Genomic DNA, 16840 nt, shown 5'->3' on the forward strand with positions numbered 1-16840 from the left:
ATCCCGAACACGGCCATCGGGTTTTAGTCCTCTTGGACGACAAAAACTGGACAGATTTTTGGCCAGCAGATATGCGCCGTGGATGCATTATCAGCTTTTGGAGAAGGGACCACAACCGCGGCATCGGCACTCGACGGGCTATGCAGCATTCATATTGTCCGGCACATATGAGGAGCTTGGTGATACCGGCCGATGGCAGGCCGAAGCAGGAGATATCGTCTACCATCACCAGCTAGAGGCGCATGCAAACCGCGTATCGTCGTCCTGTTCTATCATCAATATTCCCGTTCCGGGCTATCTTGCTTTGCCGCCAATGTTTCAGGTTGAGCATCCTGACGATCTCCTCAAGGCCCTGCTCCTCAAGTCTTTGGTCAATTGCGACGAAGACATAATGGCTATCCTTGCCCCGCATCAGGTAAAGCAACCCGTTATTGGTGACTGGCCTGACATGCTTGCACGAGATCTTTTGGAAGCACCCACGCATCTCACCCGATGGGCCAATCAAGCGGGTATCAGGCCAGAGACGGTTACTCGCGGTTTTTTCAAAGCCTATGGCACGACGCCAGCTCGTTACAGGCGGGAGGCACAAACACGCCGCGCACTTCGCGAAATCATATGCAGTGATTGCGCTCTGGCGGATATTGCCTATCGTACCGGATTTGCAGATCAGGCACATTTGACTCGATCGGTCGTTGGATTGACCGGAACGACGCCTCGAGCATGGCGAAAAGTCAAAACCGTTCAATACGGTTATGCAGCTGGTTGATAAGTTCGGATTGATGGCATGTTTTTGCTGCCGCATTCGGATTAGAGACCATGATCAAAACCACTATAATGCTGACGTTGCTGTTGGTGAGCGAATCTGTTGCGGCAGAGAACCAAGTAGTTGACCCTGAAGCAATAATTTCAGAAGTCACTGGCGCTATCGGTGTGCTCGATGGGCCTCGAGTCGAGCAACTGCTAAACGCCCACCCCGCGTCGGCTTTCAACACCAAAGATACAGTGTTGCGGAACTGCATTTTGCAGCGTCTAAATCGTCAAAAAACCGTGGACATACCTGAGCAGATAGATTCACCGACCATCCGCCAAATATTCCGGTCCTATATGATGTATTGGCGGGCCAGTATGAATGATAGTTCCGGCATTGCCGCCTATCACGACATACTGGTCCAGAATTTGCAAAAAGCTGTAAACAGGCCCGATTTAGCGACCATTGAAGAAATCGAACCAATTTTACAGGAGCTCTTGTCCGAAGCGGGCTATCACTCACTACAGGGGCGCACCGGGCAGCTTCGTGAACTCATGGTCTGGACCGAGCAGACAGAACGAACGTATAAAGTGACACTGCCGGAAGGCATCCAGGACACACGGGTCATGATGATGGACAATTTTATCAGCTTTGGCTGGTATGGCTATCATAGCTGTGAGCGATCAAAAACGGGAGGCTGGGCGACCAAGGACATGATCCATCTGGTCGTTCCCGCCTATATAAACCTGGATGACGAGCGCTTTAAAGTTAGCTTTCTTGCCCATGAAGCGCAGCATTTTCTGGATAAAAATCGCTTCACTGATCTCGAGGGCTGGGAATGGGAATATCGCGCTAAACTGGTTGAACTCGCACTAGCGAACGCGACGCGCGAAAAGCTGCTGAAGCGCTTTTCCAAAAGTCAGAGCGACAATCCAAAGTCCACCCATGGTTATGCCAATAGACGAGTATTGTTGGCCATCCGTGATCAATTGAAGCTAAATAGTGACGCCGACCTTTTAGGGGTCCCGGTTGATAGATTGCAGAATGCTGCGCTCGCTACGCTTAAGGCAGATACGGAGCATAGAAAGGTTCCATAGTGCTCCGGAAGCTATCATTCCTCAGAGAGGCGAAGAGCAGTGGATTCGCTAAGAAATATTAATGTCGAAAGAACAACCTTTTTCCTGACCACATCTATCATTCTGCTTGGCTCACCAGGGCCGGCAATTGCAACACTAGTCGCAATCGGCAGGCAATATGGCATAGCCAGTGGTTTGCGCTATCTTTTGGGATTGCAAATAGGTCTGGCATTCGCTGCAGCGATATGCGCGACCGCCTGATATAAGTCATCTATCTCTACTCTCAGATATTTGTAGTTCTTACCTCAGTTCCGGTCTTCGAGAGGGGTGGGCGAACAATACTCGACCTGCGCTGTGCCAGGCTCGAAACGGACTGTTCCTAGGCATTACTAACCCTAAAGCATATATTGCCTTTGTTTCCCTTATGACAACCAATCGGCTTATCCCAAACGATTCTGCCGCAGATGCCACCGTCAAATGGTTGATATGTGTTTTTGTGATGATTGTTGCCGATCTCTTGTGGCTTTGGATAGGGTCGGCTATCGGAAGGTTTCGGCCAAAACATCTATAGAGCGCACCGCTAATATTATGATGGCCCTATCGATCCTTGTCGCCGTATGGTTGTCGCTAATTTGATCCCAAAATAATCAGTTTCACTTGGATAGGTAAGTTTCTAGAGTTGTTTGTTCTTTGCGCCCAACGTGGAAATTAGCGCCGAGACGAGATAAGCCTAGTGGATCGCCAAAGCCAATCTAGCCGTTGCCACTACACATAGTTTGAACTGTCATCCTGCCCTCAAGCAGCAGAAGGCTCGCCAATTTCCTTGAGATGGCGGACCACCATATCGCCGCGGTCTGTATCGCCAGTGGCATCACTGGAGCCGTGGTTGCGTAATTCTTCCTCATCAATCCAGCACAAGTCATCAAGACCCAAGACTCTGTCATCGTGGGCGCGAATGGTGATCCGGCTGATTGGCTTACGATCTTTTGCATCGGCCAATATGGGATTGGATGGCACGCCGGTTTCCCATTTTTCGCCCCACTGGCGAATGGCGACAATCACGCTGAGTAGGTCCGCCCCTTTGTCGGTAAGGCGATATTCGACTTTGCGTTTGTCATGGTCGCAGGGGCGGCGGGACATGATGCCTGCTTCGACTAGCCGGGTCAGCCGGTTGGCCAGTATGTTTCGGGCTATGCCGATTTCCGAAAGAAAATCCTCAAAATGGCGCACGCCGTTAAACGAGGCGCGCAAAATCATGAAGCACCAGCGCTCGCCAATTACCTCTAAAGAAATGGGCAGAGAGCAGCCTGTTCCGAGTTCCGAGAGATTTTCCGTCAATTTATCCATGTGCTGTACCTAGACCAGTTTTGAACAATCCCAAAAAAAAATATAAGTTTTTAGTTGCAACTTAAAATCTAACTATATAAGTACTGATTCGCAACCTAAATTGCAAGCCGATTTTTCTCCCCAGGATACCGGCGCACAACAAGGGTTCAGATGACTTGAAAGGAATAGAAAATGCTTATCTCCCAAACCCCATTGCGCCACATAGCCATGCTGTTTGTCGCCATCCTCACCACTACGTTAATCTTTACCGCCAGTGCAGCCGAGGCCCGCAGCAAGCCGGTGGCCTACACTGCCGAGCTGCAACAGCCGGTTGAGGCAACGCGCCATATCATCAAAGGTACGGTAATGCATTGTGCCGGTACGGAATGCAAAGGTGCCAAAAGCGGGTCATCGGTCAAGACAGTCTGCGCGCGTTTATCCCGCAAAGTGGGTCCTTTGGCATCATTTACTTATAAAGGCGAAGCCGTGGATGCTGAAACTCTGGCGCGCTGCAATGGCGACAAAGTTGGCGCGAAGCAACGGATCGCAAACCGCAAATAAATACACCTTCACGACCGGCCACTCAATCCCGTTATGGCCACGCAAATGGCCCGGCCGGTTAACCTCCAGCGTTGAAGCATTGCCCCTGACCCTCGACGGCAATGTCTTCAACGCTATTTTTTTGTTGCCCCTGCGCGGAAAGCCAGACAGTTTGCCAATATGTTACGGCAATATGAACTGGTGGAACGGGTGCGCAGCTATGACCCGGATGCGGATGAGGATCTGATCAACCGCGCCTATGTGTTCTCCGTCCAGAAACATGGCAGTCAAAAACGCGCGAGCGGTGATCCCTATTTCAGCCATCCGATCGAAGTCGCCGGGCTGATGACCGACCTCAAGCTCGACCAGCAGACCATCGTCACGGCGCTGCTGCATGATACGGTCGAAGACACGTTGACCACCACCGAAGAAATTGAAAAGCTGTTCGGGGCCGATATCGCCCGGCTGGTTGATGGCGTGACCAAATTGTCGAAGATTGAGGCGCAGACCGACAATGAACGCGCGGCGGAAAATCTCCGCAAATTCCTGCTCGCCATGTCGGATGATATCCGGGTGCTACTGGTCAAGCTAGCCGACCGGTTGCATAATATGCGCACGCTGCATTTCATCAAAAGCGAAGAAAAGCGCCGGCGCATTGCCCATGAGACGATGGATATTTATGCGCCGCTGGCCGAGCGGATCGGCATGTATGAATATATGCGCGAGATGCAGCTGCTGGCCTTCAGTCATCTGGAACCGGAAGCCCATGAAACCATTACCGGGCGTCTTAACGCGATCAAGGAAGGCGATGACGGCCAGGTCCATAAAATTGCCAAGTCGCTGGAAAAGGCGCTGGCGGCTGGCGGTCTTGCCGCAGAGGTCAGCGGGCGGGAAAAGCACCCCTATTCGATCTGGCGCAAGATGCAGGAGCGCCATGTCAGCTTTGAGCAACTGACCGATATCATGGCGTTCCGTGTCATTACCGATAATAGCGCGGAATGTTATCGCGCGCTGGGCATCCTGCACCAGAAATGGAAAACCGTGCCGGGGCGGTTCAAGGATTATATCTCGACGCCCAAGCGCAATGGCTATCAGTCGCTGCACACCACGATCATGCACGGCAATAATATGCGCGTGGAAATCCAGATCCGTTCGGAGCGCATGCACCGCGACAATGAATATGGGCTGGCGGCGCACTGGGCCTATAAGCAGGGCGGCGGGCCGGATGGGCAGGCGGGCTGGATCCGCGATCTGATCGAGATCCTCGACCATGCCGAGGATGCCGAAGAGCTGCTTGAGAATACAAAGCTCGCCATGTACCAGGACAGGATATTTGCCTTCACGCCCAAGGGCGCGTTGCTGCAAATGCCGCGCGGATCGACGACCGTCGATTTTGCCTATGCGGTGCATACGGATCTCGGCAATCAGGCGGTCGGGGCGAAGGTCAATGGTCGCCACGTGCCGCTGCGGACACAGCTGACCAATGGTGATGTCGTCGAAATCCTGAAATCCGATGGGCAGGAGCCGCAGCCCGGCTGGCTGTCCTTTGTCATCACCGGCAAGGCGCGCGCCGCCATCCGCCGGTTCGTGCGGCACAAGGAGCGTGACGAGATTGTCGAGATCGGCACCAAGCTTTACGACGAAATTGTCGAGCGCTTGCCGGGCAAGATCGGGAAAAAGGCGTTAAAGGCGGCGCTCAAGCGGCTTGATATGGTGGATGAGGATGAACTGATGATCGCGATCGGCACGCGCGAATTGAGCGATCGTGAGGTCATGGAAGCGCTGATGCCGGGCAGCGTCAACGACAATGACGACGACCGTGAATGGCCGGAGCAGGATCGGGCGATTTCGATCAAGGGGCTAACGCCGGGTGTCGCCTTTGATCTGGCCGAATGCTGTCATCCGGTGCCCGGCGACCGTATTGTCGGTCTGCGTCGCAGTGGGGAAAATGTCGAGGTGCACGCGATTGATTGCCTGAAACTGGCGGATGGAGTCGACGCGGACTGGGTCGATCTCAGCTGGGGCATGGAAACCGATGGCGCGGCGGCGCGGTTGATGGTTGTGCTGCACAACAAGCCCGGCACGCTCGCTGAGATGGCCGGGATTTTCGGCTTTCACAATGCCAATATCCTGCGGCTTAGGATGACTAACCGCGACGCGCCCTTCCATACGTTCGAGGTCGATCTGGAAGTACACAATGTCCACCACCTGATGCGGATTTTATCGGCGCTCAGGGCATCGGAAGCGATTGCGCAGGCCGAACGGCTCTAGGCAACAGTCCATGCGGCGACACCGGCGGGCTTGATCAGCGCCTCACCCAATATCAGCTCACCGCCCTGCAGGTGATCGGTAATGTCGCAATCGCCGGTTCCATAGTTAAAAGCGAAATGGACATGGCCAAGCTGCCGGACGCGTAGATCGCGCGGCAAATCCAATGTCGCGATTTCCGCCTCCTTGGCCATGGCCGCGAAAACCCGCTTGATCAGCGGCGCAGGCGGCCAGCTGGCGAGATAGCCGACAGGACCACTGGAGAAGATAATCCCGCGGCCATCATCGACCATCTCGTCGGCTGACAATCCGGTTTCCACCGTCTCTATCCAGCGCGTGACTTCATAGTCCGATCCTTTTTCGGTCATGCCGGGCCGCAGGCTCTCCACCCGCGCCACTTTCAAAGGGATCAGCTGCTGCAACGGACCGGGCGCCAGATCCGCTGGAATCGCAAAATCGGCAGTCTTGCTGCCGGTTCGCGGCCCGAACAGGACCGGGACGTCGAGCTTTGCAATCCGCTCCACTAGCGACGGGCTCAATATCGGCAGGCTCGGCACGACGACCATTTTATAGTCATCCAGCGCCACATCCGGAGCGACGATATCGACATTCAACCCCAGTTGCCGCAGCGCGCTGTACATTTCAAAAACCAGTTCCAGATACCGAAAACTCTGCCCCTGCGGTTGCGCCTCGAACAGCCAGGCGGCTTCATAAGAAAAGAGCAACGCAACCGATTTCGCCGTCTCGCCAATCTGCCCCAGCTTCTCAATATCGGCCGCCGCCAACGCGGCCTCATGCCCGCCCGGTGCCACTGCACTATCGGGGCGCAGCAAACCTGCATGCATCTGTTCCTGTGCAAAGGGCGCCTGACGCCAACGGAAATAGGATACCAGCTCCGCCCCGTGCGCCATTGCCTCCAGCGTCCACAGCCGGACCATGCCATCCAGCGGCGCGGGATTATAGCGCGCCCAGTTTACCGGTCCCGGCTGCTGCTCCATCACGCTCCAGCGGCCACCAGCGCAACACCCGCGATAGAGGTCGTGGTGAAAGGCCGCGATATCGGGATGGCCTTGCCGGGTGTAGCGCAGCTTTTCCTCATCGCTGAACCAGAACTGTTCAAGAAAGCCGAGCGGATAGCTGTCCCAACTGGCGACATCGAGATCCCTGCCCACATCATGATGATCAAATTCGGTGAAAAACCCCATATAATTGTGGATCATGTCCCGCCCCGGCGATCGGGCGCGCAAGATATCCACCTGCAACTTGTTGAAAGTAACAACCTCGTCCGAGGCAAAGCGGCGATAGTCGAGCACATGGGCTGGATTGGGTTCAGTCACCGTCAGGTTGGGCGGTTCTACTTCATCAAAGCTGCGATATTCCATGCTCCAGAAGACATTGCCCCAGGCGCTATTCAGCGCATCGACATGGTCATATTTGTCGGAGAGCCACCGGCGAAAACCCATTTTCGCGGCCTCGGAATAGCTCACAATCGTGTCGTGACAGCCATATTCATTATCGGTCTGCCACGCGACAATGGCGGGGTTCTCGCCATAGCGCTGCGCCATCGCCTCGACGATCCGCGCGCATTGTTCGCGATAGCCTTGATGGGAAAAGCAATAATGGCGGCGTGATCCGAATTTGCGCGGGCGGCCCTGTTCATCGACCGCAACCATATCGGGCATGCTGTCGACGAGCCATTTGGGCGGCGTTGCCGTCGGCGTGCCGAGAATGATCTCCAGTCCCGCATCGCCCAATGTCTTGATCGCTCGGTCCAGCCATTCCCATTCATACTGCCCCGCCGTCGGTTCGAGACGGCTCCACGCAAATTCGCCGATGCGCACTTGCGATAGCCCCATTTCCACCATGCGCTTGGCATCTTCGGCCCAGATGTCCTCTGGCCAATGTTCCGGATAATAGCAGCATCCCAATTTCATCATTTGGCTTTTATCCCTTTTCTTCGATGGCGATCAACCAAGCGGTTTCGGGGTGGGTCAGTGGCAGCGCCAATCCCCGCTCGGCCAACACCCGTCCGCTCAAGGTCATGCCGCTCTCCCATCGCTCCGGATCGGAAAGATACGTGGAAGCTTTTTGCGGCCACGGCTTGGGCAGGGTGACGTTGTACAGCGCGTCTGCATTCAGACCGGGCAAGCGTATCGGTGCGACATTGAAATTTTCCGCAAAGCCGGTTTGCGCAACCATGGCTAGAGCGCGTTCGCCGCTCACCACCATCTGGCCATGGATGCCGGTTTCGGAATGGTGTAATTGCCGGAAATCGCCCTGATGGAGCACGTCGCGCCATTGTTTGTAGAGTGCGACATGCGCCCGCAAGACTGCCCGCTCATCCTCGCTCATCGCCGCCGGATTGGTCTCGACACCCATATGACCGAACAGGGCGACCTTGGCGCGGAAATTCATATCGGTGCGGCGACCGGTGATCGGATTGGGCGAGGGCCCGACATGATTGCCAAGGATCTCGAGCGGCAGGAACCGCGCCCAGCTTTCCATGATGCGCAGCCGTTCGATCGGATCGTTGTTATCGCTCGGCCAAATGCGGTGACAATGCTCCAGCATCGCAAAGCTTACGCGCCCGCCGCCGCTGGAACAGCTTTCAATCTCTACTGCCGGATAGTTTTGACGCAATTTCCCCAGCAGCCTTTGGATAGCAAATTGCTGCAAGCCGTTATCGGGGAATAGCCGCCGGTTATGATCCCATTTCAGATAGGCAATATCATGATTGTCGAGCAAAGCGGCCAACGCGTCATGGATATAGGCAAAGGCATCTTCGCGGCTCAGATCGAGCACCAGTTGATTGCGCTCGGTCGGACGATCCGCAAGATCATCATGCAGACACCAGTCGGGATGGGCACGGTATAGATCGCTATCGGGCGACACCATTTCCGGCTCAACCCACAGGCCGAAATCCATATCGAGTCCCTGCACATGGTCGATGAGCGGCGTCAGGCCACCCGGAAAAATAGCTTTGTCCACTTGCCAGTCGCCAAGACCGGCATCGTCACTGCGTCGCCCCTTGAACCAGCCGTCATCCAGCACGAAACGCTCAATCCCGAGATCGGCTGCCGCGCTAGCCAGCGTCTTCAGCTTGGCTTCGTCGAGATCGAAGGCCAGTGCTTCCCAGCTGTTGAGATGGACCTTGCGCGATCCCCAGTCTGATCGCTGCGGCAGGATATGCGTCCGGACATGATCGTGAAACAGCTGCGTGAGATGATCCCGATTCTCGCCAAGGATCAACGTCACTTGGCCAAGGTCGGCAGTATCACCGGCGTTCAGCGCAATTCCGCCCGGTTGTCGTAGCGCCTCGATAGACAGGCAGGCCCGGCCATCCTGATCCTGTATGACATGGGCCAGATGATCGCCACAGGAAGATGCATGAATGCCAAGACATTCTCCGCCATCTTTTTGGCCGTCATCGCCATGAAAGATCAGCCAGTTGCCCGCATCAAAGCCGGGCTTGCCATTGGCCGAGCGCATCTCGATGGCCTGGGGACCGATGCGGCTTGTCGTCGCCTGCATCTCGCGCGCCCAGCGCCCATGAAAAGCGGTCATATGGCTAAATTGGCGGGGCAGCGGCATGGCAAGCGATGACGCGGCTTCGAGAATGATATCCCCTACGTCATTCGCTACCAAATGGGTCGTCACCTCTATGGTGCGGGCATCGACAATTTTCCAGTGCAGGTCGACTTGCAAGCCGGACGATTTCTCAACCCACATGGCTATCATCTGGGGTCCATCCGCTTCGACATTGACCAGCTGAAAATCGCAATGAAGAGCCTGTTCGCCGGACCGGATTTGAAAAGCCGGTCGGCCGCGATAGCCGTCACGGGCTTGCGGCAAGAGTCCGCCTATGCGGGGGTCATCCGGCTCATTTTCGTGGCGGCTAAAATGTCCCGCAGCCACCAATGCCGAGAGGTCTTCGCCTTCGGGCAAGCGGGGTCCCAGATAGGCCAGATCTATTTCATCGCGCCCCGCGGCGACAAACACCAATGTGATGGCATTGCCATCCAGCCGCCAGCTTGTTCCCCTCTCAACCATCGGCGGATTAGGCGATGAATTCTGGCGCAAAGTCAAACGGTTTCCGACGCAATTCGGCTTGGCTTTTGAGTAGACTGGTCCTAACTAAAGCCACCCCGGGGAAAAACAGAACAAGGGGGCCAAAGGGGATCGCATGTTAGCCAATTTACCGACAACCAGCGGTGTACAGATTATCGTCTGTATCGCCATCACCGCCATTATCGGCTTTGCGACCTGGGCAAAAGTCCGGCAGGCGAAAACCCATGACGGGTCGAGCAAGGACGTGTTTCTGGCCGGTGGCAGTCTGACATGGTTATTTGTGGCGGGCTCGATCACGCTGACCAATCTGTCGACCGATCAGCTGGTCGGGATGAACGGCAACCAGATGCTGTTACTGGCCTGGTGGGAAATTTGCGGCTTTGCGGGATTGCTGATCCTCGCGTTTGTTTTTGTTCCGATCTATTACAAGAATAACTGCACGACGGTGACGGAGCTGCTCGAAAAGCGGTATAGGGGCAAAAGCATCCGGACGCTGATTTCGGGCCTCTTCCTGTTCGGCAATATCCTGATCTATCTGCCCGCCGCGCTCTATTCCGGGGCCCTGTTCATGCAGTCGCTATTTGGCAGCGACATACCGCTGATCTATTTTGCCGGCATATTGGCTGTCATCTCGGCGGCCTATACGATTTTCGGCGGGCTGCGCGCGGTGGCGGTGATGGACACCTATTCCGGCGTTGGCATATTGGGTCTGGCGGTGGCCATCGTCATATTGGCGCTGGCAGCGGTGGATTATGATATTGTCACCGATATGCCCATGGAACGGCTCTCGATGATTGGCGGACCGGATTCACCCATTCCGTTTCACACCCTGTTTACCGGCATGATTTTCATCCAGATATTCTACTGGTCGACCAACCAGAATATCACTCAGCGGGCGATGGCGGCGCCGACGGTGAAGGAAGCGCAAAAGGGCGTGATGGTTGCGGCGATTATCCGCATATTGATCGTGCCGCCCATTGTCGTGATTCCCGGTGTTGTGGCTTATAAGTTATTCGGCGATATCGGTGATGCGGCTTACGGGCGACTGGTCGCCGAGGTGTTGCCCGGATGGTTGTCGGGCGCGTTTGCCGCGATGGTCGCGGCCGCTGTGATCACCACCTTTAGTGCGGTGCTTAACAGTTCCGTCGCGCTCTACTCGGTTGATTTTCACGAGCAATTTATTGGCGAAGTCAAGGATCACTGGAAACTGGCGGCGGCGGTTTCGGTCTTGCTGACCATCGTTGCGATCATGTTGGTGCCGCTCTATCAAAATGCCGAAAGTATCATCAACCTGCTGCAGCAGTTAAACGGCCTCTTATCGATGCCGATATTGTCGGCCTTTATCGCCGGACTGCTGTTTCGCGGGGTTTGCGCGCCAGCGGCGGTTGGCGGGGTGATCTGGGGCGTGCTGCTTTACGGTGCCTATACGTTCCGGCTGGAACCGGCGGGCATTATCACCATGCATTATATCGACTTCATGGTGGTCACGCTGGCAACATCGGTCATCGCCGCCTTGCTGGCCAATCGCGCCATGGGCAATAAAGCGCGCTTTGCCGGATTTAGAGAGGCGCTGACGTAACGGCCATGTTTGATAAACCGCATCGCCGCTATAACCCGCTGAAAGACGAGTGGATATTGGTCTCGCCGCAACGGCTGTCCCGCCCGTGGCAGGGCGACGAGGGGGAGATGGAGCAGCAGCCGCCGTCTTATGATCCGGACTGTTATCTGTGTCCGGGAAACGGGCGGATCACCGGTGAGCAAAATCCCGACTATGACGGGGTGTTTGTGTTCAAGAATGACTTTGCCGCATTGATGGAAGATGTGCCGGTGGAGCAATCCGATGATCCACTGTTCCGCGCCGAGACCACGTCTGGCGAATGTCATGTCATCTGTTTCTCGCCCGATCACGGCAAATCCCTGCCGCAACTGTCCCGGGACCAGATCGTGGCGGTTGTGGACACATGGTGTGAGCTTTCGGATAGGCTTGGGCAAACTTACACATCGGTCCAGATATTCGAGAATAAGGGCGCAATGATGGGCTGTTCCAACCCCCATCCCCACGGCCAGGTCTGGGCCGCGAGCCACGTCCCCGACGAACTGCGCCGCGAAAATGACAGCATGCGCGGCCATTTCGCAAACTTCGGAACCCCCATGCTGCTCGACCTCGCCAAGCGCGAAGCAGAGCTTGGCGAAAGGGTGGTGGTGCAAACGGACCACTGGCTGGCCATCGTACCCTATTGGGCGGAATGGCCATTCGAGACGCTGCTGCTGCCTCGCTTTGCCGTACAACGCATGCCGGACCTGACCGGGGAACAGCGGGACGATCTGGCTGTGGCCTTGCGAGCGCTGACCGCACGCTATGACAATCTCTTCCAGTGCAGCTTTCCCTATTCCATGGGCTGGCACGGCGCGCCCTTTGGTGAGGATGACGCGGCACATTGGCAGCTCCACGCCCATTTCTACCCGCCGCTGCTGCGCTCTGCCACCATCCGCAAGTTCATGGTCGGCTATGAAATGCTAGCCGAAGCTCAGCGCGACCTCACCCCCGAAAAAGCGGCAGCGATGTTGCGGTCTTTGCCTGATACCCGATTCAGTGAGCAGGCCCGATGACCACGGAACGCCGCGCGCTTTTACGGGACAGGGTGACGCAGGCCTATGTCGACAGCTATGGCGAAGAACCTGCGATGCTGGTGGCGGCACCCGGTCGCGTGAACCTGATTGGCGAACATACTGATTATAATGACGGCTTCGTTCTTCCCTGCGCCATCGACTATGAAACGGTGGTCGCAATCGGACCAAATATGGGCAGCAACGTCCGCGCGTTGGCCTGTGATCTCGGCGGTGACCACGATAGTTTTGAGGCGGCCCGGCCCTTTGCAAAGCAAACGGCGGAATGGAAAAATCATGTCCGCGGCATCGCAGCAAGCTTGACCGATAGAGGGTTAGCGTTAGCGGGTAGCAATATCGCGATAGCGGGGAACGTCCCTCAGGGGGCGGGGCTTTCCTCCTCAGCCTCGCTCGGCGTGGCATTGGCTAAAGCCTTTGAGGAAATGCACCAGTTGCGCGGTCTGGACAAGACCGGGCTGGCGCTGATCGCTCAACATAGCGAGAATCACTATGTAGGGTGTGCCTGCGGGATCATGGATCAGCTGGTTTCAGCGTGTGCCAAAACTGGGTCTGCATTGCAGATTGATTGCCGTTCTTTGGAAGCATCGGCCATTCCCATTCCGGAGCATCTGTCGATCGCGGTTGTTCATTCTGGCGTTCAGCGCGGCCTGGTAGACAGCGCCTATAATGAAAGGCGGATCCAGTGCGAGCAGGCCGCAGCCCATTATAGTGTCCTGGCACTGCGGGATTTGACCACCGCGCAACTTGAGGAGGGGCGTTCCGATCTGGATAAGGTGAGTTTTCGCCGCGCGCGGCATGTGGTGTCAGAAAATAACCGCACCTTGGCTGCCGCAGAAGCTTTAAAGGCTGATGACCTGGTAACGCTCTCTGCGCTGATGGCAGAATCTCATGCATCGATGCGTGATGATTTTGAGATAACGGTGCCGGCAATCGATCGATTGGTTGAAGTCGGGGCGGAATTCTTGGGAACAACCGGCGGCATAAGGATGACAGGTGGCGGATTTGGCGGCTGTGTTGTTGCGATAGTACCAAAATCAAAGGCTGCAGCCTTTGAAGGTTGGATAAACGAACATTATCAGACGCCGGATAACGGTACCGCGCCCTTTTTCTTGTGCAAACCCTCAGCTGGGGTGTCAGTTTTGCAAAGTAAATAATTTGGACGATAATCGGATCGCCGGGCGGTTAGTCGCTAAATGAGGTCGCTAACTACAATCCAGCCGGAACGCGGTTTCGATAAACTGAATTATGTGGTTGTTTATTGGCCAGGCATTCCAGGTGGCGGGCCAGATGGTGGTCCGCCGGGCATTCCGCCTTGCTGCTGCATTTGTTGTTGCAGCGCCTGCATTTGTTCCGCCGAAATAAAGTCAAGCAAAGTGACATCAAAAATCAGCACTGAATTGGCGGGCAGCTCTGGACCGGGTGATTGTTCACCATAGCCGAGTTCTGACGGTATCCAGATCCGGTATTCACCGCCTTTTTGCATCAATTGCAAAGCTTCAGAGAAACCTGGGACAACACCGCCAACTGGCATTGGTGTCTGTTCGTTCGCGTCAAAAACGCTGCCATCGCGCAACTTACCTTCATATTTCACTAGAGCGGTATCTGTTGCGGTAGGCGATGGGCCCTCACCAGGCTTAAGAACCTTATATTGCAGGCCCGAATCCGTTGTAACGACACCATCTTCATCGCCGTTATTTGCCAGAAACTGTTCGTTGGTGGCACCCGTTTCCACAGCATTTTGCGTACCAGCATAGGCTAATGCTGCCCCCACAATCAAAACCAGAGCCAGTCCGATCCACAATTTGGTCAACGACCCTTTTTTGATGGGCCGGATGGGAACAGTGGTAACGGACATATCGGACTACCTATTCAATGAAAGCCTGTACTTGGAAAACGGACGACTTAAATCGTGCCGTCACGTTCCATCCGCTTGCGCTCCATTTTACGGGCGCGACGTACAGCGGCAGCTTTTTCGCGTGCACGCTTTTCAGAGGGCTTTTCATAGTGCCGACGCAGTTTCATTTCGCGATAAACGCCCTCACGCTGCAATTTCTTTTTCAGCGCCCGAAGGGCTTGATCAACATTATTGTCGCGAACCATGATTTGCATAAGACTGAGTAACTCCGTTCAATATCGTCTTTGGGCCGGGTCAATTCATCACCGGCCGAAAAATTGTTTAAGCCATAAAAAAGGGTTTGCAGATGATTCGTTCAGCTGCAGTTGCTGCGCGCCTAACAGGCTAATCGACCGATTTCAAGCATTTCCGACTCTGTTATGTGGCATTTTTGCACAGTTCCCAAGCCGTTTTCTGCCTTGATCCATGCCTTCCACGCCTTTTGATTATAACCTGCACCTGTGCCATATCCGTTTCAAAGCGCAATTTAAGCGAATCAGGAGAGACATGATGGCCACCGCAATCAATATCCAATCGAGCTGCAGCGAAGACGAATGGAAAGCGCGCCAGCGGCTGGCTGCCTGTTACCGGATATTTGCCTATCTTGGCTGGGACGAGATGATTTTCAACCATGTCACGCTGAAAGTACCGGGCGAATGTGCTGATGGTAATGGGGCATTTCTGATCAACCCCTATGGCCTGCATTTCAGCGAAGTGACTGCTTCGACACTGGTCAAGATCGATATTGATGGGAATACGCTCGATGGATCGACCTATCCGGTGAACAAGGCTGGCTTCACGCAGCACAGTCTGTTCCACCGGGAGCTGCCGGATGTTCATGCAATCATTCACACCCATACCACGGCCACTATGGCGGTGGCATCGCTGGAAGGCGGATTGCAGCCGGTGAATTTCTATGCGGCAGCGATTGTCCCGCGTCTTGCTTATCACAAGTTTGAGGGCGTGACGGTTCATGAAGATGAAGGGCCTCGCTTTCTCGCAAGCCTCGGAAAGAAGCGGATGATGCTCCTCGAAAATCATGGCCCGGTGGTTATGGGGAAAACGCTGGAAGAAGCATTTCTCAATCACTGGGTCTTGCAGCGCGCCTGCGAAATCCAGATGCAAACACTGTCCATGGGTAAACCAGTGGTGATCGGTGAAGAGGTGATCAAGAAACATCTGGCCAATTTATCTCAGGCATCCATTGATCCCGCAATTCAGGGTGTACCGGAATTTGATGCCATGGTGCGCCTGATTGATCGGGAAGACAAAAGCTGGCGGGAATAGAAAAAGCAGGTTAGTTGATTGCCAGACTTAGCAACGATGAACATCCTGATGGCTATTATTAGATGACCAAATTCACCGTCAATAACCGGCCCGTGGAATATCGGATGGATGGCGACACGCCGCTTCTATGGGCGCTGCGCGATGCATCGAACCTGACGGGCACCAAATATGGCTGTGGTACAGGTGATTGTGGTGCCTGTATGGTGGAGGTTGACGGGGAAGCGATACGCAGCTGCCTCGTCACTATCGACGAGTTGGAAGGCCGTTTCATCACCACCATTGAAGCGTTATCCCGCGACCGTAGCCATCCGGTGCAACAGGCATGGGCGGCTGGAAATGTGCCGCAATGTGGATTTTGCCAGTCGGGCATGATCATGGCTGCGTCGGTATTGCTAAAGAAAAATAAGAATCCTTCCAATGACGAGATTGATGAAGCCATTGCCAATATCTGTCGATGCGGCACTTACCCGAGGATTAGGGAGGCGATTCAACGCGCTGCGAGGGTAGCACGCGGTGAGGATGTCCTGAGCGCTGCTCCGCCGCCGGGGATCGATCCAGCGGATGCAGCTGATGCCGTCCCCGCGCTTACCCCGAAAAAATAGGAGGCCTTATGAGTGCTTGGGCTTATCTGGGCGTAGCCATCGTTTTGGAAATAATGGCGACGACGCTGCTGAAATTATCTGACGGTTTTAGCAAATGGCACTGGGGTATCTTGTCAATCGCGCTTTATTCTGCATGCTTCTGGGTGCTGGCCCCCGCGCTTAAAACCCTGCCGGTCGGCGTGGTATATGCTATTTGGTCAGGCGCAGGTATTGTTGCCGTTACAATTATTGGTGCGTTTTTCTTCGATGAGCGGTTGGCGTTGCTACAATTTCTTTTCATTGCGATGATTTTGATCGGAGCGGTGGGATTACAGCTAACAACAACCTAGTCTGCAATATTGGTTCGACAACCAGATACACGCTGAGCCTATTGATGGGGTTGGGGTGGGGTAATCAATAGACC

16 protein-coding genes are annotated in these 16840 nt (G+C 55.0%); 11 read left to right on the forward strand and 5 right to left on the reverse strand.

From position 1 onward, the window contains the following. Positions 1-58: 58 nt before the first annotated feature. Genes J4G78_RS11865 through J4G78_RS11875 form a run of 3 tightly spaced genes read left to right on the forward strand, consistent with a single transcriptional unit; the run spans position 59 to position 2085 of the window. Positions 59-766, forward strand: coding sequence for a helix-turn-helix transcriptional regulator (locus J4G78_RS11865; protein ID WP_207986765.1), 708 nt, complete (start codon positions 59-61; stop codon positions 764-766). Between the two features lie 50 nt (positions 767-816). Then, on the forward strand, positions 817-1845 hold the full coding sequence (locus tag J4G78_RS11870; protein ID WP_207986766.1) for a hypothetical protein: 1029 nt from the start codon (positions 817-819) through the stop codon (positions 1843-1845). A gap of 39 nt (positions 1846-1884) precedes the next feature. Continuing rightward, positions 1885-2085: a hypothetical protein gene (locus J4G78_RS11875; protein ID WP_207986767.1), complete on the forward strand. Its 201-nt coding sequence runs from the start codon at positions 1885-1887 to the stop codon at positions 2083-2085. 534 nt (positions 2086-2619) lie between these two features. Here J4G78_RS11875 and J4G78_RS11880 read toward each other — a convergent pair. Then, positions 2620-3171, reverse strand: a complete 552-nt coding sequence (locus J4G78_RS11880; protein WP_207986768.1) for a winged helix-turn-helix transcriptional regulator — start codon at positions 3169-3171, stop codon at positions 2620-2622. Positions 3172-3342: 171 nt separating this feature from the next. Between J4G78_RS11880 and J4G78_RS11885 the strand changes: the two genes are divergently transcribed. Beyond that, the gene (locus tag J4G78_RS11885; protein WP_207986769.1) at positions 3343-3711 is read left to right on the forward strand and encodes a CC_3452 family protein; all 369 of its coding nucleotides are present in this window, start codon (positions 3343-3345) and stop codon (positions 3709-3711) included. 159 nt (positions 3712-3870) lie between these two features. Beyond that, complete coding sequence (locus J4G78_RS11890; protein ID WP_207986770.1) at positions 3871-5961, forward strand: RelA/SpoT family protein; 2091 nt, start codon at positions 3871-3873, stop codon at positions 5959-5961. Here the strand turns inward: J4G78_RS11890 and J4G78_RS11895 are convergent. Both J4G78_RS11895 and J4G78_RS11900 read right to left on the reverse strand, forming a co-directional pair. After that, a complete protein-coding gene (locus J4G78_RS11895) occupies positions 5958-7895 on the reverse strand; it encodes a beta-galactosidase (protein ID WP_243457072.1) in 1938 nt (645 codons plus the stop codon). The genes J4G78_RS11890 and J4G78_RS11895 overlap by 4 nt on opposite strands. A 7-nt stretch (positions 7896-7902) precedes the next feature. Next, positions 7903-10038 (reverse strand): alpha-galactosidase, encoded by a 2136-nt coding sequence (locus tag J4G78_RS11900; RefSeq protein WP_207986771.1) that lies wholly within the window; start codon positions 10036-10038, stop codon positions 7903-7905. 103 nt (positions 10039-10141) lie between these two features. Between J4G78_RS11900 and J4G78_RS11905 the strand changes: the two genes are divergently transcribed. From J4G78_RS11905 to galK, 3 genes are read left to right on the forward strand one after another with little or no spacing between them, the layout of a single operon-like run. Next, positions 10142-11605, forward strand: a complete 1464-nt coding sequence (locus J4G78_RS11905) for a sodium:solute symporter family transporter (protein WP_207986772.1) — start codon at positions 10142-10144, stop codon at positions 11603-11605. Between the two features lie 5 nt (positions 11606-11610). Then, positions 11611-12636, forward strand: coding sequence for a UDP-glucose--hexose-1-phosphate uridylyltransferase (locus J4G78_RS11910; protein WP_207986773.1), 1026 nt, complete (start codon positions 11611-11613; stop codon positions 12634-12636). Beyond that, on the forward strand, positions 12633-13808 hold the full coding sequence (gene galK, locus J4G78_RS11915) for a galactokinase (protein WP_207986774.1): 1176 nt from the start codon (positions 12633-12635) through the stop codon (positions 13806-13808). Before J4G78_RS11910 ends, galK begins: the two co-directional genes overlap by 4 nt. A 101-nt stretch (positions 13809-13909) precedes the next feature. Here the strand turns inward: galK and J4G78_RS11920 are convergent, their stop codons facing one another. Both J4G78_RS11920 and rpsU read right to left on the reverse strand, forming a co-directional pair. After that, positions 13910-14509, reverse strand: a complete 600-nt coding sequence (locus tag J4G78_RS11920) for an FKBP-type peptidyl-prolyl cis-trans isomerase (protein WP_207986775.1) — start codon at positions 14507-14509, stop codon at positions 13910-13912. A 47-nt stretch (positions 14510-14556) separates the two neighbouring features. Further along, a complete protein-coding gene (rpsU, locus tag J4G78_RS11925; protein WP_074204042.1) occupies positions 14557-14763 on the reverse strand; it encodes a 30S ribosomal protein S21 in 207 nt (68 codons plus the stop codon). 295 nt (positions 14764-15058) lie between these two features. Here rpsU and J4G78_RS11930 point away from each other — a divergent pair, with 295 nt between their 5' ends. The 3 genes from J4G78_RS11930 to J4G78_RS11940 all read left to right on the forward strand — a co-directional run bounded on the left by J4G78_RS11930 (position 15059) and on the right by J4G78_RS11940 (position 16766). Then, entirely contained in the window at positions 15059-15835 is a 777-nt protein-coding gene (locus J4G78_RS11930) for a class II aldolase/adducin family protein (RefSeq protein WP_207990665.1), read from the forward strand. 62 nt (positions 15836-15897) lie between these two features. Next, on the forward strand, positions 15898-16437 hold the full coding sequence (locus J4G78_RS11935; RefSeq protein WP_207986776.1) for a (2Fe-2S)-binding protein: 540 nt from the start codon (positions 15898-15900) through the stop codon (positions 16435-16437). Positions 16438-16445: 8 nt separating this feature from the next. After that, positions 16446-16766 carry a DMT family transporter gene (locus J4G78_RS11940; RefSeq protein WP_207986777.1) on the forward strand — a complete coding sequence of 107 codons (321 nt, stop codon included), beginning with the start codon at positions 16446-16448 and terminating at the stop codon, positions 16764-16766. Positions 16767-16840 lie beyond the last annotated feature (74 nt).

This window comes from Parasphingorhabdus cellanae, from assembly GCF_017498565.1.
Lineage (GTDB): Bacteria > Pseudomonadota > Alphaproteobacteria > Sphingomonadales > Sphingomonadaceae > Parasphingorhabdus > Parasphingorhabdus cellanae.

Bases quoted from the DNA above. Each gene is read 5' to 3' on its own strand.
- J4G78_RS11870 (WP_207986766.1), top strand. From the start codon at position 817: ATGATCAAAACCACTATAATGCTGACGTTGCTGTTGGTGAGCGAATCT.
- J4G78_RS11880 (WP_207986768.1), bottom strand. From the start codon at position 3,171: ATGGATAAATTGACGGAAAATCTCTCGGAACTCGGAACAGGCTGCTCT.
- J4G78_RS11885 (WP_207986769.1), top strand. From the start codon at position 3,343: ATGCTTATCTCCCAAACCCCATTGCGCCACATAGCCATGCTGTTTGTC.
- J4G78_RS11890 (WP_207986770.1), top strand. From the start codon at position 3,871: ATGTTACGGCAATATGAACTGGTGGAACGGGTGCGCAGCTATGACCCG.
- J4G78_RS11895 (WP_243457072.1), bottom strand. From the start codon at position 7,895: ATGATGAAATTGGGATGCTGCTATTATCCGGAACATTGGCCAGAGGAC.
- J4G78_RS11905 (WP_207986772.1), top strand. From the start codon at position 10,142: ATGTTAGCCAATTTACCGACAACCAGCGGTGTACAGATTATCGTCTGT.
- J4G78_RS11910 (WP_207986773.1), top strand. From the start codon at position 11,611: ATGTTTGATAAACCGCATCGCCGCTATAACCCGCTGAAAGACGAGTGG.
- galK (WP_207986774.1), top strand. From the start codon at position 12,633: ATGACCACGGAACGCCGCGCGCTTTTACGGGACAGGGTGACGCAGGCC.
- J4G78_RS11920 (WP_207986775.1), bottom strand. From the start codon at position 14,509: ATGTCCGTTACCACTGTTCCCATCCGGCCCATCAAAAAAGGGTCGTTG.
- rpsU (WP_074204042.1), bottom strand. From the start codon at position 14,763: ATGCAAATCATGGTTCGCGACAATAATGTTGATCAAGCCCTTCGGGCG.
- J4G78_RS11930 (WP_207990665.1), top strand. From the start codon at position 15,059: ATGGCCACCGCAATCAATATCCAATCGAGCTGCAGCGAAGACGAATGG.
- J4G78_RS11935 (WP_207986776.1), top strand. From the start codon at position 15,898: ATGACCAAATTCACCGTCAATAACCGGCCCGTGGAATATCGGATGGAT.
- J4G78_RS11940 (WP_207986777.1), top strand. From the start codon at position 16,446: ATGAGTGCTTGGGCTTATCTGGGCGTAGCCATCGTTTTGGAAATAATG.